Source organism: Cupriavidus sp. HY129 (genome assembly GCF_059492215.1).
In genome coordinates, this window is record NZ_CP083254.1 from 2,800,320 (window position 1) to 2,823,542 (window position 23,223).

General features: G+C 65.4%; 23 protein-coding genes and 1 tRNA gene. 10 read left to right on the forward strand and 14 right to left on the reverse strand.

The genetic code is table 11. The features are described from left to right. The first annotated feature begins 127 nt into the window (after window positions 1-127). From lptF to K6G35_RS12825, 3 genes are read left to right on the forward strand one after another with little or no spacing between them, the layout of a single operon-like run. Window positions 128-1,246 (forward strand): LPS export ABC transporter permease LptF, encoded by a 1,119-nt coding sequence (gene lptF / locus K6G35_RS12815; RefSeq protein WP_008644102.1) that lies wholly within the window; start codon window positions 128-130, stop codon window positions 1,244-1,246. Then, window positions 1,243-2,406: an LPS export ABC transporter permease LptG gene (gene lptG, locus K6G35_RS12820; RefSeq protein WP_008644103.1), complete on the forward strand. Its 1,164-nt coding sequence runs from the start codon at window positions 1,243-1,245 to the stop codon at window positions 2,404-2,406. The genes lptF and lptG overlap by 4 nt, the downstream gene beginning before the upstream one ends. Before the next feature lie 2 nt (window positions 2,407-2,408). Further along, on the forward strand, window positions 2,409-2,813 hold the full coding sequence (locus K6G35_RS12825; protein ID WP_495675805.1) for a sirohydrochlorin chelatase: 405 nt from the start codon (window positions 2,409-2,411) through the stop codon (window positions 2,811-2,813). Window positions 2,814-2,878: 65 nt separating this feature from the next. Here the strand turns inward: K6G35_RS12825 and cobA are convergent, their stop codons facing one another. The 7 genes from cobA to K6G35_RS12860 all read right to left on the reverse strand — a co-directional run bounded on the left by cobA (window position 2,879) and on the right by K6G35_RS12860 (window position 9,966). Continuing rightward, window positions 2,879-3,643, reverse strand: a complete 765-nt coding sequence (cobA, locus tag K6G35_RS12830) for a uroporphyrinogen-III C-methyltransferase (RefSeq protein WP_008644105.1) — start codon at window positions 3,641-3,643, stop codon at window positions 2,879-2,881. A 39-nt stretch (window positions 3,644-3,682) separates the two neighbouring features. After that, a complete protein-coding gene (locus tag K6G35_RS12835) occupies window positions 3,683-4,987 on the reverse strand; it encodes a sulfate adenylyltransferase subunit 1 (protein ID WP_008644107.1) in 1,305 nt (434 codons plus the stop codon). Window positions 4,988-5,012: 25 nt separating this feature from the next. Next, a complete protein-coding gene (gene cysD / locus K6G35_RS12840) occupies window positions 5,013-5,984 on the reverse strand; it encodes a sulfate adenylyltransferase subunit CysD (RefSeq protein WP_008644109.1) in 972 nt (323 codons plus the stop codon). A 26-nt stretch (window positions 5,985-6,010) separates the two neighbouring features. Next, complete coding sequence (locus K6G35_RS12845; protein WP_495675806.1) at window positions 6,011-6,811, reverse strand: phosphoadenylyl-sulfate reductase; 801 nt, start codon at window positions 6,809-6,811, stop codon at window positions 6,011-6,013. Further along, the gene (locus K6G35_RS12850) at window positions 6,808-7,383 is read right to left on the reverse strand and encodes a DUF934 domain-containing protein (RefSeq protein WP_495675807.1); all 576 of its coding nucleotides are present in this window, start codon (window positions 7,381-7,383) and stop codon (window positions 6,808-6,810) included. Before K6G35_RS12850 ends, K6G35_RS12845 begins: the two co-directional genes overlap by 4 nt. Before the next feature lie 18 nt (window positions 7,384-7,401). Next, entirely contained in the window at window positions 7,402-9,084 is a 1,683-nt protein-coding gene (locus tag K6G35_RS12855; protein WP_008644114.1) for a nitrite/sulfite reductase, read from the reverse strand. Between the two features lie 108 nt (window positions 9,085-9,192). Beyond that, window positions 9,193-9,966: a sulfite exporter TauE/SafE family protein gene (locus K6G35_RS12860; RefSeq protein ID WP_008644115.1), complete on the reverse strand. Its 774-nt coding sequence runs from the start codon at window positions 9,964-9,966 to the stop codon at window positions 9,193-9,195. A 172-nt stretch (window positions 9,967-10,138) separates the two neighbouring features. Here K6G35_RS12860 and K6G35_RS12865 point away from each other — a divergent pair, with 172 nt between their 5' ends. The 4 genes from K6G35_RS12865 to K6G35_RS12880 are packed head-to-tail and all read left to right on the forward strand — an operon-like array spanning window position 10,139 to window position 14,372. Continuing rightward, window positions 10,139-11,080, forward strand: coding sequence for a CysB family HTH-type transcriptional regulator (locus K6G35_RS12865; RefSeq protein WP_008644116.1), 942 nt, complete (start codon window positions 10,139-10,141; stop codon window positions 11,078-11,080). Between the two features lie 30 nt (window positions 11,081-11,110). Next, a complete protein-coding gene (locus K6G35_RS12870) occupies window positions 11,111-12,259 on the forward strand; it encodes a methyltransferase (RefSeq protein WP_495675808.1) in 1,149 nt (382 codons plus the stop codon). 52 nt (window positions 12,260-12,311) lie between these two features. Next, window positions 12,312-13,481: an ABC transporter substrate-binding protein gene (locus K6G35_RS12875; protein WP_495675809.1), complete on the forward strand. Its 1,170-nt coding sequence runs from the start codon at window positions 12,312-12,314 to the stop codon at window positions 13,479-13,481. 21 nt (window positions 13,482-13,502) lie between these two features. Then, complete coding sequence (locus K6G35_RS12880) at window positions 13,503-14,372, forward strand: NAD(P)-dependent oxidoreductase (protein ID WP_008644119.1); 870 nt, start codon at window positions 13,503-13,505, stop codon at window positions 14,370-14,372. Between the two features lie 73 nt (window positions 14,373-14,445). Here K6G35_RS12880 and K6G35_RS12885 read toward each other — a convergent pair whose 3' ends face one another. Beyond that, the gene (locus tag K6G35_RS12885; RefSeq protein ID WP_008644120.1) at window positions 14,446-15,387 is read right to left on the reverse strand and encodes an alpha/beta hydrolase; all 942 of its coding nucleotides are present in this window, start codon (window positions 15,385-15,387) and stop codon (window positions 14,446-14,448) included. A 101-nt stretch (window positions 15,388-15,488) separates the two neighbouring features. On the opposite strand from K6G35_RS12885, the gene K6G35_RS12890 reads away from it, so the two are divergent. Together K6G35_RS12890 and K6G35_RS12895 are read left to right on the forward strand one after the other, a co-directional pair. Then, window positions 15,489-15,851, forward strand: coding sequence for an HNH endonuclease (locus K6G35_RS12890; RefSeq protein WP_008644121.1), 363 nt, complete (start codon window positions 15,489-15,491; stop codon window positions 15,849-15,851). Between the two features lie 97 nt (window positions 15,852-15,948). Continuing rightward, a tRNA-Leu gene (locus K6G35_RS12895) sits at window positions 15,949-16,033 on the forward strand. A gap of 26 nt (window positions 16,034-16,059) precedes the next feature. Here K6G35_RS12895 and K6G35_RS12900 read toward each other — a convergent pair. After that, the gene (locus K6G35_RS12900; RefSeq protein ID WP_008644122.1) at window positions 16,060-16,422 is read right to left on the reverse strand and encodes a hypothetical protein; all 363 of its coding nucleotides are present in this window, start codon (window positions 16,420-16,422) and stop codon (window positions 16,060-16,062) included. A gap of 116 nt (window positions 16,423-16,538) precedes the next feature. Between K6G35_RS12900 and loiP the strand changes: the two genes are divergently transcribed. After that, window positions 16,539-17,288, forward strand: a complete 750-nt coding sequence (loiP, locus tag K6G35_RS12905) for a metalloprotease LoiP (protein WP_495675810.1) — start codon at window positions 16,539-16,541, stop codon at window positions 17,286-17,288. A gap of 119 nt (window positions 17,289-17,407) precedes the next feature. Here loiP and hutG read toward each other — a convergent pair whose 3' ends face one another. From hutG to hutU, 5 genes are read right to left on the reverse strand one after another with little or no spacing between them, the layout of a single operon-like run. Beyond that, window positions 17,408-18,223: an N-formylglutamate deformylase gene (gene hutG, locus K6G35_RS12910; RefSeq protein ID WP_008644124.1), complete on the reverse strand. Its 816-nt coding sequence runs from the start codon at window positions 18,221-18,223 to the stop codon at window positions 17,408-17,410. A gap of 49 nt (window positions 18,224-18,272) precedes the next feature. Continuing rightward, entirely contained in the window at window positions 18,273-19,682 is a 1,410-nt protein-coding gene (locus K6G35_RS12915) for a formimidoylglutamate deiminase (RefSeq protein ID WP_495675811.1), read from the reverse strand. Further along, on the reverse strand, window positions 19,679-20,926 hold the full coding sequence (gene hutI / locus K6G35_RS12920; protein ID WP_495675812.1) for an imidazolonepropionase: 1,248 nt from the start codon (window positions 20,924-20,926) through the stop codon (window positions 19,679-19,681). Before hutI ends, K6G35_RS12915 begins: the two co-directional genes overlap by 4 nt. Next, window positions 20,923-21,498 (reverse strand): HutD/Ves family protein, encoded by a 576-nt coding sequence (locus tag K6G35_RS12925; RefSeq protein ID WP_008644782.1) that lies wholly within the window; start codon window positions 21,496-21,498, stop codon window positions 20,923-20,925. Before K6G35_RS12925 ends, hutI begins: the two co-directional genes overlap by 4 nt. Next, window positions 21,495-23,201, reverse strand: a complete 1,707-nt coding sequence (gene hutU, locus K6G35_RS12930; RefSeq protein ID WP_317915290.1) for a urocanate hydratase — start codon at window positions 23,199-23,201, stop codon at window positions 21,495-21,497. The genes K6G35_RS12925 and hutU overlap by 4 nt, the downstream gene beginning before the upstream one ends. Window positions 23,202-23,223 lie beyond the last annotated feature (22 nt).

A 23,223-nucleotide genomic window follows, 5' to 3' on the forward strand; every position in this document is an offset into this window, starting at 1 on the left:
CATTATCCGCGATTTTCATCCGCGATCCGCCGCCGCCGATCCAGAAAGCTGACAGCCCGCGGTCCTGCCAGTCCATCGGCCCCCGGCGCATCGCCCGCTCCGGCCGGCAGCCGGAAGCGTGTCTTGCATGATCTTCCAACAAGCCCTGCGGCGCGAACTCGCCTACACCGCCGGTGCGGTGTTCCTGGTGATGCTGACGTTCATGCTGACGTCGCTCGTGATCCGCATCCTGGGAATGGCCGCCAACGGCAAGGCCAGCCCCAACGACGTGCTGATGCTCATCGGCCTGGCGACGATCGGCTATCTGTCGATCCTGCTGTCGGCTACGCTGTTCATCTCGACGCTGATCGTCCTGACCCGGTGGTACAAGGACTCCGAGATGGTGGTGTGGTTCTCGGCCGGCGTCTCCCTGCGCGATCTGGTCAAGCCGGTGCTGCAGTTCGCCGCGCCGTTCTTTGTCATGGCGCTGCTGCTGGGCCTGTTCGCGTGGCCGTGGGCCAACCAGCAGAGCGCGCTGTTCCGCGACCGCTTCGAGCAGCGCGGCGTGCTCTCGATGATCGCCTCGGGCCGCTTCATCGAGCCGGCCAATGGCAACTACGTGCTGTTCATCGAAGGCATCGACGCCGACATGAAGCACGCGCGCAACGTCTTCGTGGCCAATGCCGAATCGGGCAAGATCGGTGTGGCGCTGGCGCATCAGGGCCAGTTCGAGACGATGCCCAACGGCGACCGTCTGGTGGTCATGGAACATGGCCGCCGCTACGCCGGCATTCCCGGCCAGCTCAATTACCGGATCGTCGAGTTCGACAAGTACGCGGTCAAGGTCGACAACAAGCCGCAGGACGCCGCCGCCGACCTGCCGACCAAGAGCCGCGACACGATCGACCTGATCCGTGACCCGACCCGCGAGAACCTGGGCGAACTGCTCTGGCGGATCTCCCTGCCGATCCTGGCGTTCAACTTCGTGATGATCGCGATCCCGCTGGCCTACGTGAATCCGCGTCTGGGCCGCTACACCCCGCTTGTCTTCGCCGTGCTGATCTACCTGACCTACAGCAACCTGATCAACCTGGCGCAGGCCTGGGTCCGCTCCGGCGCGATGTCGTTCTGGATGGCCATCTGGCCGATCCACCTGACCGTGTTCCTGTGCGCGCTGGTGATGTTCCGCTACCGCGCCAACCGTAGCCTGGGAGGCTGGCGTGCCGTATTCGGCCTGCGCCGCAAGACCACCGGGGGCCGCGCATGAGGGTGCTGAGCGTCTACGAGCGCTACTTCGCTCGCCTGATCTATGGGGTTTTCGCCTTCATCCTGTTCGCGGTGCTGGCCCTGTTCGTGTTCTTCGACATGCTCAGCGAACTGGAAAGCGTCCAGGGCAAGTACACGTCGCTGATCGCGTTCTTCCACGTCATGCTGGAGGCGCCGACCCGTATCTACGAGGTGCTGCCGATCGCGGTGCTGATCAGCGCGATCTACGTCTTCTCGCAACTTGCCAGCCAGTCCGAGTACACGATCTTCCGCGTGGCCGGCCTGAACACGCGGCAGGCGCTGTTCTCGCTGTTCAAGCTGGCGGTGCCGCTGGCGCTGGCGACGTTCATCTTCGGCGAGTTCATCGGCCCGGCGGCCGAGCAGTACGCGCAGAAGATCAAGCTCGAGGCAATCGGCGCCACCGTGTCATCGGGCTTCCGCTCGGGCGTCTGGGTCAAGGACCGCGATCGCGATCCCGAGGAGAAAGGCGCGGGAGAAATCACCCGCTTCGTGAACGTGCAAGGCCTGCGGCCCGACCAGTCGATTACCGGCGTCACGATCTACGAATTCGACAAGGACTACCGCCTGCGCGTGATCCGCGTGGCCAAGGAAGGCAAATACCAGGGCGGGCAGTCCTGGCAGCTCAACGACGTCAACGAGACGCGCTTCATCGAGCTGCGTGACGGCCAGCCGGCTGCCAATCGTGACGCGCTGGCGCCCGACTTCCGCGGCGAGCAGGTGCAGTTCCCGAACATCCTGATGCACTCCGAGCTGACGCCACAGATCCTGTCGGTGCTGCTGGTGCAGCCGGAGAACATGTCGACGGTCAACCTGTTCCGCTACATCCGGCACCTGCGCGACAACAAGCAGGACACGCAGCGCTACGAAATCGCGTTCTGGAAGAAGGTGGTGTATCCGCTGACGCTGTTCGTGATGGTCGCGCTGGCGCTGCCGTTCGCATACCTCCATGCCCGTGCGGGCGCGGTAGGCGTGAAGGTGTTCGGCGGCATCATGCTGGGCCTGTCGTTCCACCTGTCCAACACGCTGTTCTCGCACGTGGGCCTGCTGCATACCTGGCCGCCGATCGTCTCCGCGCTGGTGCCCGGCACGCTCTACCTGATGATTGCGCTCGGCGCGCTGCGCTGGGTCGATCGCCACTGATCATGGGCGCTGGGCGACAAGGACTCATCCTGTTCGGGCACGGCGCGCGCGACGCGCGCTGGCGCGACCCGTTCGACCGGCTTCACGAAAAGCTCGTGGCGTTGCTGCCGGACTGTGCTGTTCGACTGGCTTTCCTGGAACTGATGACGCCGTCGCTGGAGGACGCCATCGACGAGCTGGCGGCGGCTGGCGTTGGCGCGATCACGGTCGTGCCGGTGTTCTTCGGCCAGGGTGGGCATCTGCGGCGCGATTTTCCGCTGCTGATCGACGCGTGCCGGGTGAAGTATCCGGGGGTGGAGATTCGCGCCTCGGATGCGGTCGGCGAAGTCGACAGCGTGCTCGATGCCATCGCGGCATATTGCGCGCTGACCCTTTCCCCCGCTCCCGCTCCCGCCCCTGAACAATAGCCCGGGACACAAAATGCAAAAAGGCCAGAGTCAACCTCTGGCCTTTTTTCCATCGGGCAAACCGATCACGCCGCGCGTTCGGCTTCCACGTACTCCGTCGCCCTGCTCCCCAGGGCCTCGCCGATCATCAGCAGGCTGGGCTGCACCGGGTCCATCCAGCGTGCCGCCTCGCCTGCCGCCATCTGGCCCAGCGTGAACTGGTGGCTGCGCTGGCGCGGCGTCGTAGCGGCTTCCACTACCCATGCGGGTGTCGACGCCGGCTTGCCGCGAGCGATCAACTGCGCCGCAATGTTCGCTGCCTGATCACGGCCCATGTAGTAGATGATCGTGTCGGCCTTCACATCGGCCTCCACGTCGACGGCATCGGCCGCCTTGGCCTGGGTAGCGAACGCCACGCTGCGCGACACACCACGCTTGGTCAAGGGCCGGCCGATCGCGCTGGCCGCCGCGAGCGCCGCAGTGATGCCGGGCACCACCTCGTACTCGATACCGGCCGCTTCCAGCGCCTGCAACTCCTCGTCGGCGCGACCAAACAGCATCGGGTCGCCGCCCTTGAGCCGCACCACGCGCTCGTACTTCGTGGCCAGGTCGACGATCTGGCGATTGATGAAGAGTTGCGCCGTGGAACGCTGGCCGCAGCGCTTGCCCACCTCGACCAGTTCGGCCTGCGGACACCACGCCAGCATCTCGGGCGATACGAGTGCATCGTGCAGCACGACCTGCGCCTCGCCCAACAGTCGTGCGCCGCGCACCGTAATGAGATCGGCCGCGCCGGGACCCGCACCAATCAGATACACCTTGCCCGTGGCCTTGCCGTGCTGCCTGTCCATCCTGACCCTCGCTGTATGAAATACCCGACTCAGACGATATCAGGCATACGCACGGATCATGCCCGCCGCCACCGTGTGGTTGGTGGCTTCGTCGATCAGCACGAACGCGCCCGTCGCCGGATTGTCGCCGTACGTATCGCAGACGATCGGCTTCTGCAGCGAGATCTGCACCGAACCGATGTCGTTCAGGTTGATCTCGTGGCGGCCGGTTTCGTGCGACAGCGTATGCACATCCAGCACGCGATCCACCGCCGACACGCGCGCGAACACGCTGGCCGTGGTGTGCTTGAGCACGTACTTGCGCGACGGGTTCAGCGACTCGTCGTCGAACCAGCACAGGTCGGCCGTCAGCTTCTTCGCCGATTCGGCGGCGGTATCGGCCGACACGAACATGTCACCACGCGATACATCGACGTCTTCGGCCAGACGCACCGTGACGGTGTCGCCGGCGCTGGCGGAATCGGCCGATCCATTCGGCGTCAGCACTTCGGCCACCACGGCTTCGCGATTGGCGGGCAGCACGCGCAGCTTCTGGCCCACGCGGACCGTGCCGGCTTCCACACGGCCAGCGTAGCCACGGAAGTCGTCGGCGGCGGAACCGTCCTGGCGAACCACCAGTTGCACCGGGAAGCGCAGCGCGGCATCGCCTACCGGCGCCACATCTTCCACCGGCAGCGATTCCAGCAGCGGCAGCAGCGGCTCGCCCTGGTACCACGGCATGGCGTCGCTGGCATGGACGATGTTGTCGCCACGCAGTGCCGACACCGGCACGTAGGTCACATCCTTCAGGCCCAGTTGCGCGGCCAGTTCGATGTAGGCGGCGCGGATCTCGTTGAAGCGCTGCTCGCTGTAGTCAACCAGGTCCATCTTGTTCACGGCGACGATCACGTGCTGCAGTTCCAGCAGCTTCAGGATGGCCGAGTGACGCTTGGTCTGGGCCAGCAGCTCGGCGCGGCCGTCCTTGACCGTGACACGCGTGGCATCCACCAGCACGATGGCGGCGTGCGCGGTCGAGGCGCCCGTCACCATGTTGCGCGTGTACTGCTCGTGGCCCGGCGTATCGGCAATGATGAACTTGCGGCGCGCGGTCGAGAAATAGCGGTAAGCCACGTCGATCGTGATGCCCTGCTCTCGCTCGGCCTCGAGGCCGTCGGTCAGCAGCGAGAAGTCGATCTGCTCGCCAGCGGTGCGCTTGTTCTTGGCGTTGGCCAGCGCGGTGAGCTGGTCGGACAGCACTGCCTTACTGTCAAACAACAGACGGCCGATCAGCGTGCTCTTGCCGTCGTCCACGGAGCCCGCGGTGATGAAACGCAGCAGGCCTTGATGTTGGGATTGGTGAGACATTGTCGTATTCCTCTGCTGCGTCGATTTAGAAGTAGCCTTCTTTTTTCCGGCGTTCCATCGACGCTTCGCTCGTCTGGTCGTCCATGCGGGTGGCGCCGCGCTCGGTGATCTCGGTCACCGCGGTCTCCGCGATGATCTCCACCGGCGTGGCCGCGGTGCTAGCCACCGGGCACGTGCAGCTGATGTCGCCCACGGTGCGGAAGCGGACCGACAGCACTTCGCTCACATCACCATCCTGCTTCGGCGTAATCGGCGTCACCGGCACCAGCAGGCCGTTCTTGCGCACCACTTCGCGCTCGTGCGCGTAGTAGATCGGCGGCAGGGCCAGGTTTTCGCGGGCGATGTACTGCCACACGTCGAGTTCGGTCCAGTTCGAGATCGGGAACACGCGCATCTGCTCGCCTTGGGCCATGCGGGCGTTGTACAGGCTCCACAGTTCCGGGCGCTGGGCCTTCGGGTCCCACTGGCCGAACTCGTCGCGGAACGAGAAGATGCGTTCCTTGGCGCGAGCCTTTTCTTCATCGCGACGGGCACCGCCCATCAGCGCGTCGAACTTGTGAGCCTCGATCGTTTCCAGCAGCGTCACAGCCTGTGCGGCGTTGCGCGAATCGGTTTCCTTGCGCAGGCGCACGGTGCCGCGCTTGATCGAATCCTCGACGTGGCCCACCACCAGGCGCGCGCCCAGTTCGCCCACGCGCTGGTCGCGGAACTGGATCACTTCCGGATAGTTGTGGCCGGTGTCGATGTGGACCAGCGGGAACGGCAGCTCCACCTTGCGGTCGCCCAGGCGGAAGGCCTTGAGCGCCAGATGCAGCATGACGATCGAATCCTTGCCGCCGGAGAACAGCAGCGCCGGGTTGTGGCACTCGGCCACCACCTCGCGGATGATGTAGATCGATTCGGCTTCGAGCCGGTCGAGGTGGTCGTTCTGGACCTGCAGCAGGTGTTCCACGTTGGCGGGGATGCCTGCGCTTGCGATGTCGTTCATGATGCCCATATCGTTCTCGGCCTCAAATATTCTGTTCAGTGCTTGACGTTCTGTTCGTGGAGCCCGCACTCTTTCGAGTCCTTGCTCTCCCACCACCACCGTCCGGCGCGCACATCCTCGCCGGCCTTGACCGCCCGCGTACAGGGCTCGCAACCGATGCTCGGATAGCCCTTCTCGTGCAGCGCGTTGACCGGGACGTTGTGGCGCGACAGGTACGCCCACACTTCGGCCTCGGCCCAGTCGGCCAGCGGATTGAACTTGGGAATGCCTCGCGACTCGTCCGTTTCCTCGAACGGCAGTTCGGCGCGCGTCACGGCCTGCTCGCGGCGCTGGCCCGTCATCCACGCATCGGCGTGCGAAAGCGCGCGATTGAGCGGTTCCACCTTGCGGATGCCACAGCAGCTCTTGCGCAGGTCCACGCTGTCGTAGAAGGCGTTCAGGCCATTCTTCTTCAGGTAGTTCTCCACGGCTTCCTGGTCGGGCGTAAACTGCTCGATCGTGTAGCCGTAGTGCGTCTCGACCTTGTCCAGCACTGCCAGCGTCTCGGCATGCAGGCGGCCGGTGTTCAGCGTGAACACGCGGATGCCGGCACGCACGGCCGGGCTGCCGCGCAGGATCGCGTCGGTCAGCACCATGTCTTCGGCGGCCAGGCTCGTGGCGAAGCGCGCGCGGAAGAAACGTGCCGCGATGCCGGACAGGCGTTCGGCCAGTTCACGTTCCTTCACTTCGAGCGCCTCGATCGTGCCGGTGTACGCCGGCTTCGTCCACAGCGCTGGGGGGCGCAGCGACGACACCGAACCGTCGACGATGGGGATCTCGGAGATCACGGCGCTCATGCCGCGCCCCGGGCGGTCACGTCAGCGCGTGCGCGGCGGAACAGCGGTAGCGGCTCGTCCACCGAAGCCTGGTAGGCCACCGTGAACTCGGTGAAGCCCTTCAGCGCGTCGTCGATGTTCTTGTCGGCGCGCACCGCGAAAGTGTCGAAGCCACAGCGCTTCATAAAGTTGAGCTGATCGCGCAGCACGTCGCCGATCGCGCGCAACTGGCCTGCCCAGTGGTAGCGCGTGCGCAGCAGATAGGCCGACGAGAAACCGCGGCCATCGCGGAACACCGGGAAGTCCACGGCCACGACCGATACGCGATCGAACAGCGCTTCGACGTCGCCCGGCTCGTCTTCCGGCGCCAGCCACACGCCGGTGATGGCCTTGTCGCGACCAGCCAGCAGGGCTTCGTTCGCCTTCCACACCGACAGCGGGAACAGCACGGCGTCGGTGCCTTGCGCGACGGCAGCGATCTTTGCCTCGTCGAGCGGTTCGGTTTCGGTGGCACGCAGCACGGTCCAGCTATCGTCGACGATGACAGGACGGAATTCGGCGGCGTCGCGTTGCAGTTGAATGATCTTTGCCATGTTCGGTAACTCCGTTCGTCAGGCTTCGGCGCGCTCTTCGCGCTGCTTGTCCGCGTACACCCGTTCCTTGAACGGCGCGATGCCAATCCGGCCAACGGTTTCGATAAAGCGCTCGTCGCCAACGCGGTTGGCCACGAATGTCTCGATGATGCGCGACACCACATCAGGCATCTCGTGGGCGCTGAACGACGGGCCGATCACCTTGCCCAGCGCCGTGTCATTGCCCTGGGCGCCGCCGATCGTGACCTGGTACCACTCGGCGCCATCCTTGTCGACGCCCAGCACGCCGATATTGCCGACGTGGTGGTGGCCGCAGGCGTTGATGCAACCCGAGATGTTCAGCGAGATGTCGCCAAGGTCGTAGACGTAGTCGAGGTTGTCGAAACGCTCCTGAATCGCCAGCGCGATCGGAATCGACTTGGCGTTGGCCAGCGAGCAGAAGTCGCCGCCCGGGCAGGCGATGATGTCGGTCAGCAGGCCGATGTTGGCCGTGGCCAGACCGGCCTTCTTCGCGTCTTCCCACAGCGCGAACAGGTCGCGCTTCTTCACGTCGGGCAGCACCAGATTCTGCTCATGCGCCACGCGCAGTTCGCCATAGCCATAGCGATCAGCGAAATCGGCAACCGTGTCCATTTGCGCGGACGTGGCATCGCCCGGGGGCGACACCGGGCCCGGCTTGGTCGACAGCGTCACGGATGCATAGCCCGGCACCTTGTGCGCGTGCACGTTGCGGTTGACCCAGCGTGCGAACGCCTTGTTCTCAAGCAGGTGCTTTTCGAACGATGCGTCGGTGTCGGGCAGCTTTTCGTAGGCGGGCGGCTGGAAGTACTGCGCCACGCGGTCGAACTCGGCCTGCGTCAGCGTGCCAGGGCCGTCCTTGCTGAACTTCCACTCCTCTTCCACTTCGGCGGCGAACTTCTCGGCGCCGATGGCCTTCACCAGGATCTTGATGCGGGCCTTGTACTTGTTGTCGCGGCGGCCGTAGCGGTTGTACACACGGATCGCGGACTCCACATAGGTCAGCATGTGCTGCCACGGCAGATCTTCCTTGATGATCGTGCCCAGAATCGGCGTGCGACCCAGACCTCCACCAGCCAGGATGCGCAGGCGCGTCTCGCCAGCGGCGTTCTTGTACGCATAGATGCCGATATCGTGCATCTGCACCACGGCGCGGTCATCGGCCGACGACGAGATGGCGATCTTGAACTTGCGCGGCAGGAACGCGAATTCGGGCTGGAACGTGCTCCACTGGCGCAGCAGTTCGGCCAGCACGCGCGGGTCCACCGTCTCGTCCGGCGCTACGCCGGCGAACTGGTCGGTGGTGATGTTGCGCACGCAGTTGCCGGAGGTCTGGATGCCGTGCATCTCGACGCTGGCGAGGTCGTCCAGCACGTCGGGCACGCGCTCCAGGTCCATCCAGTTGTACTGGATGTTCTGACGTGTAGAGAAATGGCCGTAGTCGCGGTCGTAGGTGCGGGCGATATGGGCCAGCATGCGCATCTGCTTCGAGGCCAGCAGGCCGTACGGAATCGCCACGCGCAGCATGTAGGCGTGACGCTGCATGTACAGGCCGTTCTGCAGGCGCAGCGGCAGGAATTCTTCCTCGGTCAGCTCATCGGACAGGCGGCGACGCACCTGGTCACGGAACTGGGCAACGCGCTCCTGGACGATACGCTGGTCATATTGATCGTACTGATACATGGTGTGGGTCCGTTCAGTATTCGGTAACTGTAGGGAGGTTGGTCAGGAATGAAGCGAAGCGGTTCTGGCAAGGCCGCGTAACGACGCCTGAATCATTCATAACCGGTCTCATGAAACGAGCTTGATGGCCACGAGCGTCAGCGTCGTGGCAAGTGCGGCGCGCACGATCCGCTCGGGCAGTGCCCGCGACAGTTGCGCACCGAGCCAGATGCCGGGGATCGAGCCCACCAGCAGCGCCAGCAACAAATTCCAGTCCACCGTGCCGAGCCACACATGGCCCAGACCTGCCACGGCCGTGAGCGGCACGGCGTAGGCGATATCGGTACCGGCCACCTCGGCCGGTTTCATATGGGGATACAGCAGCAGGATCAGGGTCGCGCCCACGGCGCCAGCACCGATTGACGACACCGTCACCAGCACGCCGATCACGGCGCCCACCAGCACGGTGGCCACCACCTGCTTGCGGCCTTCGAGCTGGAAGCGCGGGTTGCGCGCCAGCCACGCCAGCATCTGCTTGCGGAACAGCAGCGACAGCACGGTCAGCAGAACCGACACACCGATCGTCACGCGGATCGCGTGGAGCCACTGCGCATTGAGCTCACCCGCGCTCTTGAGCACGAGGATGGCGGCCACGGCGGCCGGCAGGCTGCCCACGCACAGGCGGCGCACCACCTGCCACTGCACATGGCCGTGCGCGCGGTGGGCCAGCGTGCCGAAGCCCTTGGTAATCGAGGCAAACGCCAGGTCGGTGCCCACTGCGGTGGCCGGCGAGAAGCCGAACAGCAGCGTCAGCAGCGGCGTCATGAGCGAACCCCCGCCGACTCCGGTCAGACCGACCAGGAGACCTACCAGCAGACCGGAAACGGTATAGGCAAGGGACATCGGGGGGGATTCTCGAGTTGCCCGGCTTTCCCCTCGTCCGCGTCACCTATACAGGCTGGGGGCTGGACGGAATACGGACAGGCCGAACGTTTAACAAAGTTCGAGAATCGTAATAAACTCGCCTCATACCTCAAACTAATAAGAAGTTGTTTGTTTATACGGACGCAGTTATATGAACCTTCATCAATTCCGCTTTGTGCGTGAGGCTGTCCGTCAGAATTTCAACCTGACAGAGGCCGCAAAGGCGCTCTATACGTCACAACCCGGCGTTTCCAAGGCGATTATCGAACTGGAAGAGGAGCTAGGTGTCGATATCTTCACACGACACGGCAAACGGATCCGCAGCCTGACCGAACCGGGGCGGCGCATCCTGACCTCGGTAGAGAAGATCCTGCAGGAAGTGGAAAGCCTGAAGCGCGTAGGCAAGGACTATGCGGCACAGGATCAGGGCAACTTCACCATCGCCACCACCCATACCCAGGCCCGTTACGCGCTGCCGCGCGTGATCAGCGAGTTCACCAAGCGCTACCCGAAGGTGCGGCTGTCGATCCAGCAGGGCAATCCGGCGCAGATCGCCGACATGATCTTGCATGACCAGGCCGATCTGGGCATCGCCACCGAGGGCATCTCGGGCGACAAGAGCCTGGTGTCGCTGCCCGGGTACCAGTGGCAGCACATGGTGATTACGCCACCTGACCATCCACTGCTGGAGAAAAAGCACCTGACGCTGGAAGACCTGGCCACCTTTCCGCTGATCACCTATGACGTGAACTTTGCTGGCCGGCCCAAGATCGACAAGGCGTTCGAGTTGCGCCATCTCCAGCCGGACATCGTGCTGGAGGCCATCGACGCCGACGTCATCAAGACGTACGTCGAGGTTGGCCTGGGCGTCGGCATCGTGGCCGGCCTCGCCTACGACCCCGAACGTGACCGCAACCTGCGCGGCCTTCCCGCCGGCCACCTGTTCGGCACCAATGTCACCCACCTGGCCGTCAAGCAGGGGGCCTATTTACGCAGCTTCGTCTATACATTCATCGAGTTGTTCTCGCCGACCCTGAACCGCAAGCTGGTGGAACAGGCGATGTCGGGCGACCACGAAGCCTACGAACTCTGAGCATCGCTCGAAGCACCCTGCCCTATATATATGTCAGTCACTGATTCCCTCCCGACGATCCACTGGACCGAAGACGGCGCCGAGCGCAGCGCGATGTGGCGTTCCGAAGCCGGCCTGCCCCCGCCGAAACGCGTGGTGATCGCCGACGACCAGACGCCGGCCGATACCGCGTTCCGTCTGGCCAGCGAAGGCACCGCCCTGCTCTGGCGCGGCGACTTCCAGAACGCACGCCAGTTGCTGCAGGCGATGGCGCGGCGCGTCGATCGCAAGCCGAAGAAGGCGCCGATGCCGCCCGCCAGCCTCACCGAGGCGTTCCACAAGCACCGGCTCGCCCAGTCGCAGCGGGCCCGCACGCTGGGCATGTTGCTGCTGCCGTTCGAGGCCGGCCACGTGGTGCCGCTGCGCCGCGCGCCCGATGTGCATGAAGCCTGCGAGCAGGTCTACGGTCCGTCCGACACGCCGTACGTGGCGTCGATGCGTGAACTGCTCGGCCTGATCGGCGCATTCGAGTGGCGCAAGAAAGGCGTCGAAATCCCCGCGCTCGGCGACCGCATCCACGCGTGGTATGGCGTGTTCTCGCCTGTGCGCGGCGAGTACATCGACCTCGTGGCGAAAGAACCGCTGCCATCGGGCACCCTGGCGTTCGACATTGGCACCGGCACCGGCGTGCTCGCGGCGCTGCTGGCCCAGCGCGGCGTGAAGCGCGTGGTGGGCACCGACCAGGACGCCCGCGCGCTCGGCAACGCCCGCGCCAACATCGAGCGGCTTGGACTGACGGGCGACGTCGAGATCATCGAAGCCGACCTGTTCCCCGAAGGCCGCGCGCCGCTCGTGGTCTGCAATCCGCCATGGGTACCCGCACGCCCGAGTTCGCCGATCGAGCACGCCGTGTTCGACCCGGACAGCCGGATGCTGCGCGGCTTCCTGAACGGCCTGGCCGCGCATCTGACGCCGGATGGCCAGGGCTGGCTGATCCTGTCGGACTTTGCCGAACATCTGGGCCTGCGCACGCGCGACGAACTGCTTGGCTGGATCGATGCGGCGGGGCTCAAGGTGCTTGGCCGCTCTGACATCCGCCCGCGCCACCCGAAGGCCGCCGATGCCGACGACCCGCTCTTCGCCGCGCGCAAGGCCGAGATTACGTCGCTGTGGAGACTGGCTGCGAGGTCATCCACCTAGTCGTCTCCAAAGCTGCCATCTTCACGATCCTGTCTCGTCCGGGAGTTCGCCGATGCGTCTGCGCAAGCTGCTGCTGCCAGTGATGTCCATGTTGTCTTTTGGTGTCGCCACGGGGTCGGCCCATGCCGATATCCGCGTCGGCGTCGACCTGTCGACCACAGGCCCCGCCGCCGCGATCGGCATCCCGTCGCGCAACACGGTGCAGATGTGGCCGCAGACGCTTGGCGGCCAGCGCGCGCAGTACATCGTGCTCGACGACGCCACTGACCCGGCTGCTGCCGTGCGCAACGTGCGCAAGCTCATCGCCGAGGACAAGGTCGATGTGATCGTCGGCCCCAACATCACGCCAAACGCGATTGCCGCGCTCGACGCCATTGCCGAGAGCGGGACGCCGATGGTGGCGCTGGCCGCCTCGGCTTCGATCATCGAGCCGCCCGGCGACGCACGCCGCCGCTGGGCATTCAAGATGCCGCAGAACGACGCCCTGATGGCGACGATCCTGACCGAGCACATGACCAACCAGGGCGTGAAGACGGTGGGCTTCATCGGCTTCAACGATGCCTACGGCGAAAGTTGGTGGCGCGAGTTTTCGAAGATGGCCGAGATCCGTCGCCTGCGCGTGGTGGGCAACGAGCGCTTCGGGCGCACCGATACGTCGGTGACCGGGCAGATACTGAAGCTGATGTCGGCGAATCCCGATGCCATCCTGATCGCGGGCTCGGGCACGCCGGCGGTGCTGCCTCAGAAGGCACTCGGCGAGCGCGGCTACAAGGGCCGCATCTACCAGACCCACGGCATTGCGTCGTGGGACTTCCTGCGCGTGGGTGGCAAGGACGTCGAAGGCACGCTTTTTCCGACCGGGCCGGTGGTGGTGGCGCGGCAGTTGCCCGATAGCCATCCGGTGAAGAAGGTGGCACTGGATTTCGTCACGCGCTATGAAGCGAAGTACGGCCCGGATACGGTGACGCAGTTCGCTGGCGATGCATGGGGCGCATGGCTGCTGCTCGACGATGCCAGCCGACGCGCGCTCAAGAGCGGCGCGCAGCCTGGCACGCCAGCGTTCCGCGCCGCGCTGCGTGACGCGATCGAATCGACGCACAACCTGACCGTGCCCAATGGCGTGCTCAACCTGAGCGCGCAGGATCATCAAGGTTTCGACCAGCGTGCCCGCGTGATGGGCGTGGTGCGCAATGGCAAGTTCGCCTACGCAGGCGACAAGTAAGACAAGTTCGAGGAAGCATTCATGACCACCGTAGCATTTATTGGCCTGGGCGCGATGGGCGCGCCGATGGTGGGCCACCTGATCCGCGCCGGCCATACCGTGCGCGCCTTTGTGCGCCGACCCGAAGCGGCCGATGCCGCGCGCCAGTTGGGCGCCGAACCGTTCTTCACGCCCGCGGAAGCCGCGCAAGGAGCGGCCGTCGTCTTCACCAACGTGACATCGTCCGAGGACGTGCGCGAAGTGCTGCTCGGCCAGAACGGCGTAGTGGAAGGCGCCGCGCCAGGCACGATCTGCGTCGACCACAGCACGATCTCGCCGATCGTCACGCGCGAGATCGCGCAAGCGCTGGCAGCGCGCGGCATCGAGGCGCTGGACTGTCCGGTATCGGGCGGCACGGTGGGAGCGCAGGCCGCCACGCTGACGATCATGGTCGGCGGCAAGGCCGAGGTGCTGGAAAAGGTGCGTCCGCTGCTGGAGCAGATCGGCAAGACCATCACACATATCGGCGACAGCGGCGCAGGCCAGGTGGCCAAGCTGTGCAACCAGATCGCCCAGGTGGTTAATATCGAAGGCATCGCCGAAGCCATGCGCTTTGCCGGCGCGCAGGGCGTGGACACTGCCAAGGTGTTCCAGGCAATGGCCACCGGCATGGCCGGCAGCCGTATGCTCGACATGCTCGGCCCGAAGATGGTGACGCGCGATTTCTCCGCCGGCATAGAGTCGCGGCTCCATGCCAAGGATTTCGGACTCGCGGCCGACATCGCCACCGAGATCGGGCTTGAGTTGCCAGCGATGCGCGCCACGTCGGCGCAACTCGGCGAGTTGATGGACCAGGGTTGGGGCAAGGACGATACGTCGTCGCTGCTGAAGGTGCTGGAACTGAAGGGCTGACGAAAGTCACCCTGTGGGGTCACCCAGTAGGCGAGCGACTGGCGTCCGCTCACCCTCGGCCCCACCAAGCCGTTCAAAACCCCGCGATCATCCCCAGCAGCGCGCGCATCATCGGACTGTCGTCGCGCATCAGGTCATCCATCGCATTGAAATGATGGCGGCCCGGCAGCGCGATCGGCTCGCGCACATTGTCGGGCCATGCCGCGCGAATCAGCGCGTTGTGGCGGTGATACTCGCTCGACTCCAGTTCGCCCACCGCCGTGATCAGCGGCGCGCGCGTGGCCGGCGGCATGAATGCCGGCGACATGCGCGCGATGTCCGAGTCCGTAAGCTTCAGATCGGCCTGCAGGAATTTGGCGCGACGCAGCGGCTCCAGATCATACAAACCGCTGATCGACAGGCCACCCTTGACCAGATCCACCGGCAGATCGGCGCCGACCTGCGGCCACAGCGCCGTCATCAGCATGGTCACTAGATGGCCACCCACCGAATGTCCGGCCAGGAAGATGCGATCCGGGTCATGGCCCAGCGCATCAGCCTGGCGATACAGCCATGCCACCGCCTCCAGTGCCTGACGCACAATCGTTTCAACGGTCACGTCCGGACACAGCGCATAGTTGACAACCGCCACCGACACGCCGCGCCGAGTCGGCACGCTGGCCACAAAACTGTGATCGCGCTTGTCCAGCGCCCGATAGTAGCCACCGTGCAGGAATACCAGCAATGGCGGACGCGTGCCATCCGGCACGTGCATGGCCGGGAAATAGTCGTATGTCTCGGTGGCGACCAGTGGCGAATCCGCCTCTCCGTAGGACAGGTCCTCGAAATACTCGATCGCACCGGCCCGCGCCAGCGCCGAATCCGCCGCCCAGCGCGCCATGTGTACGGGATTCTCGGGCACGTTCGCGCGATTGTTGTACTGCTGCGCGTAAAACGCGGGGTCCTGCGAAGGGAGTTCAGCCAATGCGGCAAACGTGGCGGCAGGGGCAACATCCAGGGGCGGCTGGACTGACATGGCACTCGGCTCCAGTGGCATCTCGGGGGGGGCACCGCAAGACGCGGTTGCGCGCTATCCTACCGCAACTGCCGCCCCTCCCTGACTCCACAGGAATACCAATGGTCGTCAAGCGCCGTCTGCGAGAAGGCCACGATGGCCAACTCGGCCCGCCCCCCGAAGCGCCAACCGCAGCCGGATCGCTCTGCCCGCTATGCGGCCGCAGGTTGCTGGACGACGCCACAACCGACCTCCACCACCCTGTGCCACGCAGCCACGGCGGCCGCGCCGTCGTGCCAATGCACCGCGTCTGCCACCAGAAAATCCACTCGGTCTTCACCGAGGCGGAACTGGCCACGACCTACCATGACTGGAACGCGCTGCGCGCCCACCCAGCCATCGCCGATTTCATCCGCTGGATCGCCCGCAAGCCGCCCGGCTTCTACGACCGCAGCCGCGCCACCAACGCCCGGCGCGGACGCTGACATCAAACCCGCCCGGGTTGTCTGACTGGGCGATTTCCGGCATAATCCGCGATTCATCGCAGTGCGACAGGCATTCTCGCCCGTCGCCAGATACCCAGCCCGGGTGGTGAAACAGGTAGACGCAGGGGACTCAAAATCCCCCGCCGCAAGGCGTGTCGGTTCGAGTCCGACCCCGGGCACCAACTCCCCCAACGATTCCCTTGCCACCCTATCCACCGCCCGCGTGGAGGGATTCAGGCATGGCGAAACCCACGCTCCAGTCTTCGACCTTGCCCTCGGCATTGAACGGGTTGCCCCTGGCGCCGGCATCGGTGCTTGAGTAACCATCGCTGCCCCTCGGACCCGGGTGCCCCCGGTCCGTGCCCTCGATTCCAGATACCTTCCGCTTGGCCCGCTCGGCGCCGCCATGCAGCAGGAAGGAATCCGTGGCGGTCTTGCTGCCCTCCCCCTCGCCATCCGCGCATAGCCAGACGGAGCCCGGCTTGTCACTGGCCCGGTCGAAGCCCTGCACTTCGGCGTACTGCGGCTCACCGAGCCGATCGTGCAGCCTGCGCACGAATACGTAAGACATCGCCCGCTGGCGCAAAGGCGCATCCGTTGCTTATTCTTCTACCGTGCGATCGAGCGGGCCCGTCGAAGACCCGCCGGCACGAACAATCCTCGATAACTGCAACACAGGGAATGAAGATGATCCGACTTACCGCCACAACCGCGGCCGTCGCCTGCGCCACACTACTGGCTGGCTGCGCCGGCGCCAATATGGATAGCCTCACCCAGGCTGGCACCAGCATGTTCTCGGCCGCCACACTCAGCGATGCCAACGTCAAGCAACTGTCCGACCAGTCCTGCACCCAGATGGACAAGCAGAACGCGCTGGCCACGCCGGACAGCACCTATTCGAAACGGCTCGTGAAAATCATGAGCGGTCTGCAGAACACCGGGCTGCCGCTCGATGCGAAGGTCTACATGACCAAGGATGTCAACGCGTGGGCCATGGCCAATGGTTGCGTGCGGGTCTATAGCGGGCTGATGGACATGATGAGTGACGACGAAGTGCGCGGCGTGCTCGGCCACGAGATCGGCCACGTGGCGCTGGGCCATACCAAGTCGGCAATGCAAGTGGCCTATTCCACCGCCGCCGCGCGCGGACTGCTCGGTTCGACGGGCAACGCCACGTTGACCGCGCTGTCGTCGTCGCAGTTGGGTGCGCTCGGCGAGCAGCTCGTCAATGCGCAGTTCTCGCAGCGGCAGGAGAGCCAGGCCGATGATTACTCGTTCGACCTGCTCACCAAGAACGGCGCCAACCGCCAGGCGCTTGTCACGGCATTCCAGAAACTGGCCAAGCTCGATGGCGGCCAGTCGAGCATGCTGAGTTCGCACCCCGGTTCGGCTGCGCGCGCGCAGCATATTCAGGACCGGATCGCCAGCGGGAAGTAGTCTCGCGCTCCCAGGCGCGGGAGCGGATGTGGCGGTTCAGGATGCGACGGATGGCATGTTGAACCGCTGGCCCCCGCTCCTCTCCCGCAAGTGGGAGAGGAGCGGGGGCCGTAGGCGCATCAGCGCGCTTCGACAAACGCCAGCATCGTCTCCAGCATCTTGCGGATAGCGGGCTGGATCGCGGCGGCCTTGGCCTCGCTGTACGCGAACGGGTACACCTCTTCCATGTAGGACGACTGCGTCTGCTCGAGCTGGACCGCGTGCACGCCCTGTGCCGGGTTGCCATACTGGCGCGTGATATACCCGCCCTTGAAGCGGCCATTGAGCACTGCGGTATGGTTCGGCACCGCATCGGCGATCGCGATCAGTTCGGCGGCCAGGCCAGCGTCGCAACTCTTGCCATCGGCCGTGCCCAGATTGAAATCCGGCAGCTTGCCTTCGAAGAAGCGCGGCAGCATCGAGCGGATCGAATGCGCTTCCCAGAGGCCGATCGTCCCGTGCTCGGCACGCAGACGCGCCAGCTCTTCCTGCAACGCGTTGTGGTACGGGTGCCAGACTGCCCCACGGCGCAGCGCGACTTCCGCATCGTCCGGCCCGTTCGTGCCATCGGCGTAGATCGGCGTCTTGTCGAACGTATCGACCGGGCACAGGCCCGTGGTGTCCTGGCCCGGGTACAGGTTCTGGTTATCGGGCGGACGGTTCAGGTCGATGACATAGCGCGAATGCGTGGCCATCAGGATCGACGCGCCCAGTTCGCGCGCGCATTCGTAGACGCGATCCATGTGCCAGTCGGTGTCGGGCACGGTGCGGGCCTCGGGCGTCAGGCGCTCCGCCAGTTTCGCGGGAAGATGGGTGCCAACGTGCGGCATCGACACCAGCAGCGGGCGTGTGCCGCGATGCAGGGTGAAAGCGGGGATATCGGTGGTGAAGGACATCGTTGTCTCTGGGGCTTCGGGATTGCAGTCCAGGCTCGGTCGGCCTGGCTCAGTCGGCCAGCAGGTGAGCACGCGCCTCGGCGAACAACCGGCCTGCCTCCGCCTGTTGCGGATGCACGCCATGCTGCACGCGGCACATGCCGCCAGTGCGGACTTCCGCTAGTGTCTCATGTCCGTGGCTGGCGAACACGTGCGTGGCCAACGCCCGCGAGCCGTCCAGGCCGGCCAGCGTCGGATGATTGCCATCCAGCACGACGAAATCGGCACGCTGCCCCACTGCCAGCCCGGCCACCGGACGCGCCGACGCGCGCGCGCCGCCAGCCACCGCATCGAGCCAGAGCAGGTCCGCCACCTGCGGATGGCGCGCCGATGCCAGCACATTGCGCCGCTGCATGGCCAAGCGCTGGCCATACTCGAACAGGCGTAGTTCTTCGGCCACGCTCACGCTGGCATGGCTGTCCGAGCCGATGCCCCATGCGCCGTTCTGCGCGAGGTACGGCGCCGCGTCGAACACGCCATCGCCAAGGTTCGCCTCGGTGGTCGGACAGATGCCCGCCACCGCGCCACTGTGCGCCAGGCGCCGGCGTTCGTCCCAGTCCATGTGCGTGGCATGGACCAGGCACCAGCGCGCATCCACCGGCGCGTGATCGAGCAGCCACTGCACCGGACGCACGCCCGTGGTCGCCAGGCATTCATCCACCTCTTTCTGCTGTTCGGCGATGTGGATATGCACGGGCGCCGTCGCGTCCATCGCATGCAGGTGCGCGACGGCCTGGGCCAGGCTGTGCGGCGGCACGGCACGCAGCGAATGCGGCGCGAGGCCGAGTCGCGCCCCATAGGCCGCGCAGTGGGGCGCGAGCTTTTCCAGCAGCGCCAGCATCGCATCGGTATCGTTGAGGAAGCGTCGCTGGTCATCCTGCGGAGGCTTTCCGCCGAAGCCGGCTGTCTGATACAGCACCGGCAGCAGCGTCATGCCGATGCCCGCCGTCTGCGCCGCGCGCAACAGCCGCAGCGACATCTCCGCCGGATCGGCATACGGCTTGCCATCGGCATCACGATGGACGTAGTGAAACTCGCACACGCTCGTATAGCCCGCGCTCAGCATCTCGATGTAAAGCTGGGTTGCGATGGCCTCCAGCGCATCGGGTGACACGCGCAGCGCGAAACGGTACATCAGCGTCCGCCAGCTCCAGAACGAATCGCCGCCGGCCGGGTCAGCGGTCTGGCTGACACTGCGGTACTCGGTGAGCCCCGCGAATCCGCGCTGGAATGCATGGGAATGGAGATTCGGCATCCCGGGCAATACCGGGCCTGCCGCTTGCGATTCTCCGGGGGCAGGTGCCACATCCGTCGTCACCGACGTAAGCACCCCGTGGGCACCCCATTGCAGCCGTACATTGCGTGCCCACCCGCCGGGCAGCAACGCGTGCGGCGCAAACAAGCTTGTCACTGCGGTCATCGTTGCCAACCTTCTCCCTTGCGGAATACCCGCCCTCGCCGCACGACGGCGGCGCATGGGTTGCGGCCGAACCAGTACGCAAGCTCGGCCGGCGACGCGACCTGCCACAGCACGAAATCAGCGGCGCGGTCCACGGCCAGCAGGCCATGCCGGTCGGCCGCGCCGAGTGCGCGCGCCGCGTGTGTCGTCACACCGGCCAGCACCTCGGGCACTGTCATGCGGAATATCGTGCAGCCCATGTTCATCATCAGCAGCAGCGAGGTGGTGGGCGACGTACCTGGATTGTGATCGGTCGAGATCGCCATCGGCACGCCATGTTTGCGCAGCAGCGCCAGCGGCGGCAGTTGCGTATCACGCAGGAAATAATACGCCCCGGGCAGGAGCACGGCCACGGTACCCGCTTCGGCCATCGCCACCACACCGGCCTCGTCGAGATGCTCGAGGTGATCGGCCGAGATCGCCTTGTGGCGCGCTGCCAGCGTCGCGCCGCCCAGGTTGCTCAGTTGCTCGGCATGGAGCTTGACCGGCAGGCCGTGGCGCGCGGCGGCCTCGAACACGCGCGTGGTCTGCGCGATCGAAAAGCCAATGCCTTCACAGAACGCGTCGACGGCATCGACAAGCCCTTCCGCAGCCAGCGCCGGCAGCATCGTCTCGCAGACCAGCTCGATGTACGCGTCGGCGCGGCCGGCGTACTCGGGTGGCAGCGCATGGGCGCCAAGGAACGTCGTGTGGACGGCGACGCCATAGGTCTCGCCAAGCTGGCGCGCCACACGCAACTGCTTGCGTTCGGCTTCCAGCGACAGACCATAGCCCGACTTGATCTCGATCGCGGTCACGCCTTCCGCGAGCAGCGGCTCAAGCCGCGCGGCCGCCTGCGCGAACAGCGTGGCTTCGTCCGCCTCGCGCGTGGCGCGCACCGTGGACACAATGCCGCCTCCCGCGCGCGCAATCTCTTCGTAGCTTGCGCCGGCCAGCCGCATCGCGAACTCGTCGGCACGCTGCCCGCCATAGACCAGATGGGTATGGCAATCGACCAGTCCTGGCGTGATCCACGCGCCGTTGGCGTCGTGCCGCGGCAAATGGCGATAGACGTCGGGCAGCGCGGCGAATGCGCCGAGCCATGCGATGCGGCCTTGCTCGACGACGATGGCGCCATCATGAATCGCGTGCGCCGGATCGGCGGCGGGCAGCAGATGGCAGTGATGCCAGACGCCGTCGGCTGACGGCGCTTCGTTGAAATTCATCGGACCGGTTCCTTATGCAAGGCCACGCGCAGACACAGCGCGGACATCTCATCGTGAATCATCGTGACAGCCGGCGCTCCGGGCACCATCACGATGCCGTCGCCAGCCGTCATGTGCTGGCCGTCGCCGCAATCCCATGCGCCGCGCAGCACCAGGATCAGCACCGTGGCGTCGGTGGGGTCAGCGGTGAACGCCTGACGCATCAGTCGAACCTCCGCGCGGCAAACGCCGCGACGCGTCATGACATTGAAGTCGCGCGTCGGGCCGTCAACCAGCGTCGCGTGGACGGCGCTATCGCCGGAGAATGCGAACGGCTCGCCGAGGTGCCTGAGCTTGTGGCAAAACGAATCGTCTTGAGCCTGCAGATGCACGCCAGCCCCGTCGATCAGCACGATCTGTCGGTCGATACCCGGAAACGCCGAGAACGGCCCGTCCATGGCGATGTCGGCCACGCTGATGCGCCAGTCGAACGTATCCATGCCCGCACCCGGCGGCCATACGGCGATTTCGCGTGTGGTGCCGCCACCGTTCTTCCACGGCGTCGGCACGATCCTGTCGAGTCCAAACTTCATGTACGGTTCACCATCGGCAGATTCAGTCCCTTTTCCTTCGCGCATTCGATGGCGGTTTCGTAGCCGGCATCGGCATGACGCATCACACCGGTGGCGGGATCGTTCCACAGCACGCGTTCGATGCGCCTGGCCGCGGCGTCCGTACCATCGCAAACGATCACCACGCCAGCGTGTTGCGAGAAGCCCATGCCGACACCGCCGCCGTGATGCAGGCTGACCCATGTGGCGCCGCCAGCCGTGTTCAGCAGCGCGTTGAGCAGTGGCCAATCAGACACGGCGTCGGAGCCGTCACGCATCGCCTCGGTCTCACGGTTCGGTGATGCCACCGAGCCGCAGTCGAGGTGATCGCGGCCGATCACAACGGGCGCCTTCAGTTCGCCAGACTTCACCATTTCATTGAAGGCCAGGCCCGCGCGATGGCGCTCGTCGAGACCAACCCAGCAGATGCGCGCGGGCAAGCCCTGGAACGCGATGCGGTCGCGCGCCATGTCGAGCCAGCGGTGCAGGTGCTTGTCCTCCGGGAACAGTTCCTTCATCTTGGCGTCGGTCTTGTAGATGTCCTCGGGGTCGCCCGAGAGCGCCACCCAGCGGAACGGTCCCTTGCCGCGGCAAAACAGCGGACGGATATACGCGGGCACGAAGCCGGGGAAATCGAAGGCGTTCTTCACGCCTTCGTCGAACGCCACCTGACGGATGTTGTTGCCATAGTCGAGCGTGGGCACGCCCATCTGCTGGAACGCGAGCATCGCCTCCACATGCTTGACGATCGACGTACGCGCGGCCGCTTCCACGGCCTTCGGATCGCGCTGGCGCAGGTCCTCCCATTGCGCCACGGTCCAGCCCTCGGGCAGGTAGCCGTTGACGAGATCATGGGCGGAAGTCTGGTCGGTGACGATGTCCGGCCGCATACCGCCGGCCTGCGCGCGACGCACCAGTTCCGGCACGATCTCGGCGGCATTGCCGAGCAGCCCCACCGAGATCGCCTGGCCATTTTTCGTGGCCTCGGCAATCATCGCCAGCGCTTCATCGAGCGTGGTGGCCTTCTTGTCGAGATAGCGCGTACGGATGCGGAAATCGATGCGCGATTCCTGGCATTCGATCGCCAGCACACAAGCACCGGCCAGCACGCCGGCCAGCGGCTGCGCGCCACCCATCCCGCCCAGGCCCGCGGTCAGGATCCACTTGCCGGTCAGGTCGCCGTTGTAGTGCTGGTTGCCGGCTTCGGCAAAGGTCTCGAACGTGCCCTGCACGATGCCCTGCGTGCCGATGTAGATCCACGAGCCGGCAGTCATCTGACCGTACATCATCAGCCCGGCGCGATCGAGTTCGTTGAACTTGTCCCAGTTGGCCCAGTGCGGCACCAGGTTCGAGTTGGCGATCAGCACACGCGGCGCATCGGCATGGGTGCGGAATACCCCGACGGGCTTGCCAGACTGCACGAGCAGCGACTCGTCTTCGCCCAGACGGCGCAGGCAGTCGAGAATCGCGTCGAAGCACTCCCAGTTGCGCGCGGCCTTGCCGATGCCGCCATAAACCACCAGATCCTGCGGGCGCTCCGCCACGTCGGGGTCGAGGTTGTTCTGGATCATGCGATAGGCGGCTTCGATCAGCCAGTTCTTGCAGTGAAGCTGGCTGCCATGCGGCGCGCGGATCTCGCGCGGGCCACGCAGCGTCTGGGTGAATTGGTGTTCGTTGGCGTTCATGATCGGTCCCGGGATGGATGAA

Excerpts from the sequence above, each read along its gene's own strand:
- lptF (WP_008644102.1), top strand. The coding sequence starts at position 128 with ATGATCTTCCAACAAGCCCTGCGGCGCGAACTCGCCTACACCGCCGGT.
- lptG (WP_008644103.1), top strand. The coding sequence starts at position 1,243 with ATGAGGGTGCTGAGCGTCTACGAGCGCTACTTCGCTCGCCTGATCTAT.
- K6G35_RS12825 (WP_495675805.1), top strand. The coding sequence starts at position 2,409 with ATGGGCGCTGGGCGACAAGGACTCATCCTGTTCGGGCACGGCGCGCGC.
- cobA (WP_008644105.1), bottom strand. The coding sequence starts at position 3,643 with ATGGACAGGCAGCACGGCAAGGCCACGGGCAAGGTGTATCTGATTGGT.
- K6G35_RS12835 (WP_008644107.1), bottom strand. The coding sequence starts at position 4,987 with ATGTCTCACCAATCCCAACATCAAGGCCTGCTGCGTTTCATCACCGCG.
- cysD (WP_008644109.1), bottom strand. The coding sequence starts at position 5,984 with ATGGGCATCATGAACGACATCGCAAGCGCAGGCATCCCCGCCAACGTG.
- K6G35_RS12845 (WP_495675806.1), bottom strand. The coding sequence starts at position 6,811 with ATGAGCGCCGTGATCTCCGAGATCCCCATCGTCGACGGTTCGGTGTCG.
- K6G35_RS12850 (WP_495675807.1), bottom strand. The coding sequence starts at position 7,383 with ATGGCAAAGATCATTCAACTGCAACGCGACGCCGCCGAATTCCGTCCT.
- K6G35_RS12855 (WP_008644114.1), bottom strand. The coding sequence starts at position 9,084 with ATGTATCAGTACGATCAATATGACCAGCGTATCGTCCAGGAGCGCGTT.
- K6G35_RS12860 (WP_008644115.1), bottom strand. The coding sequence starts at position 9,966 with ATGTCCCTTGCCTATACCGTTTCCGGTCTGCTGGTAGGTCTCCTGGTC.
- K6G35_RS12865 (WP_008644116.1), top strand. The coding sequence starts at position 10,139 with ATGAACCTTCATCAATTCCGCTTTGTGCGTGAGGCTGTCCGTCAGAAT.
- K6G35_RS12870 (WP_495675808.1), top strand. The coding sequence starts at position 11,111 with ATGTCAGTCACTGATTCCCTCCCGACGATCCACTGGACCGAAGACGGC.
- K6G35_RS12875 (WP_495675809.1), top strand. The coding sequence starts at position 12,312 with ATGCGTCTGCGCAAGCTGCTGCTGCCAGTGATGTCCATGTTGTCTTTT.
- K6G35_RS12880 (WP_008644119.1), top strand. The coding sequence starts at position 13,503 with ATGACCACCGTAGCATTTATTGGCCTGGGCGCGATGGGCGCGCCGATG.
- K6G35_RS12885 (WP_008644120.1), bottom strand. The coding sequence starts at position 15,387 with ATGTCAGTCCAGCCGCCCCTGGATGTTGCCCCTGCCGCCACGTTTGCC.
- K6G35_RS12890 (WP_008644121.1), top strand. The coding sequence starts at position 15,489 with ATGGTCGTCAAGCGCCGTCTGCGAGAAGGCCACGATGGCCAACTCGGC.
- K6G35_RS12900 (WP_008644122.1), bottom strand. The coding sequence starts at position 16,422 with ATGTCTTACGTATTCGTGCGCAGGCTGCACGATCGGCTCGGTGAGCCG.
- loiP (WP_495675810.1), top strand. The coding sequence starts at position 16,539 with ATGATCCGACTTACCGCCACAACCGCGGCCGTCGCCTGCGCCACACTA.
- hutG (WP_008644124.1), bottom strand. The coding sequence starts at position 18,223 with ATGTCCTTCACCACCGATATCCCCGCTTTCACCCTGCATCGCGGCACA.
- K6G35_RS12915 (WP_495675811.1), bottom strand. The coding sequence starts at position 19,682 with ATGACCGCAGTGACAAGCTTGTTTGCGCCGCACGCGTTGCTGCCCGGC.
- hutI (WP_495675812.1), bottom strand. The coding sequence starts at position 20,926 with ATGAATTTCAACGAAGCGCCGTCAGCCGACGGCGTCTGGCATCACTGC.
- K6G35_RS12925 (WP_008644782.1), bottom strand. The coding sequence starts at position 21,498 with ATGAAGTTTGGACTCGACAGGATCGTGCCGACGCCGTGGAAGAACGGT.
- hutU (WP_317915290.1), bottom strand. The coding sequence starts at position 23,201 with ATGAACGCCAACGAACACCAATTCACCCAGACGCTGCGTGGCCCGCGC.